The sequence below is a fragment of the Polynucleobacter sp. 35-46-11 genome, assembly GCF_002281105.1.
In genome coordinates this window covers 1-1,095 of sequence record NZ_NCFJ01000713.1, presented here as the reverse complement: position 1 = coordinate 1,095, position 1,095 = coordinate 1, and the positions used below count along the sequence as shown (strand labels likewise).

The window sequence follows — 1,095 nt, the reverse complement described above, 5'->3', positions numbered from 1 at the left end:
CTCTAAAAAGCTTCGCACTGAAATTGCTGCCCGCGGCGCTATTGTTACTGCTAAAGATCGACGTCCAGGCCTAGCGGTTATTGTCGTTGGCGATAATCCCGCCAGCCAGGTTTATGTTCGCAATAAGGTGAAGGCCTGTGAAGATGTTGGTTTTCATTCAGTCCTAGAGCGCTATTCGGTTGACCTTGGTGAAGAAGAATTACTAGCCCGTATTGCCACCCTAAACGCTGACCCTGCTATACATGGCATTTTGGTACAGCTCCCCTTGCCAGAACATATTGCCTCTGAAAGAGTTCTAGAAGCCATTGCCCCGGAAAAAGACGTCGATGGCTTTCATGTTGCCAATGCTGGCGCTCTGATGGTTGGTCAACCTGAGTTCAAGCCTTGTACACCTTATGGCTGCATGAAGATTCTAGAAAGCATTGACTATCCCATACGTGGTGCACGCGCGGTGATTGTGGGCGCCTCCAATATTGTCGGCAAACCAATGGCGATGCTCCTTTTACAAGCAGGCGCTACAGTAACCATTTGCAATAGTAAAACCAGAGATCTCGCTCATCACACCAAGGATGCCGATATTTTGGTTGTAGCTACTGGTAAACCTAAAATGATCACGGGCGATATGGTCAAGCATGGTGCAGTGGTGATTGACGTTGGCATTAACCGACTACCAGATGGTAAGTTATGCGGTGACGTTGATTTTGATGCTGCTCAATACGTTGCCGGCTGGATTACACCAGTTCCAGGAGGTGTTGGACCCATGACTATCACGATGCTCATGATGAACACCCTTGAAGCCGCTGAAAAGGCAGCCAAGCTCTAGTCTTTTGATCCGCGGGTTTTGAATTCTCGGCAAAAAATTGTGCAGTCCATTAAGCTAGAGGGATGACACATGCTACCCATAAAACCCCTTCTGCTGAACTCGCAAAAAATCCTTTAATTTCTTTTGGTCGTGGCATTGCCCATTACCGGGAAATCAATCCCGCTCACATTAAGCCAGCCATTGAGTTCTTGCTTGAAAATGCTCAGCTTGCGGTTGATCATGCCGTTGATCCCAGTACGCCCGCACACTGGAATGATCTTGCCGAACCATTA

At 48.0% G+C, this 1,095-nt stretch carries 2 protein-coding genes; both read left to right on the top strand.

Features of this window, described 5'->3' with window-relative positions:
• Nucleotides 1-823, top strand: an 823-nt coding sequence (gene folD / locus B7Y67_RS19030; protein WP_293599970.1) for a bifunctional methylenetetrahydrofolate dehydrogenase/methenyltetrahydrofolate cyclohydrolase FolD, incomplete at its 5' end; no start/stop codon positions are given.
• Between the two features lie 62 nt (nt 824-885).
• On the top strand, nt 886-1,095 hold a 210-nt coding region (locus tag B7Y67_RS19025; protein WP_293599969.1), incomplete at its 3' end, for a hypothetical protein.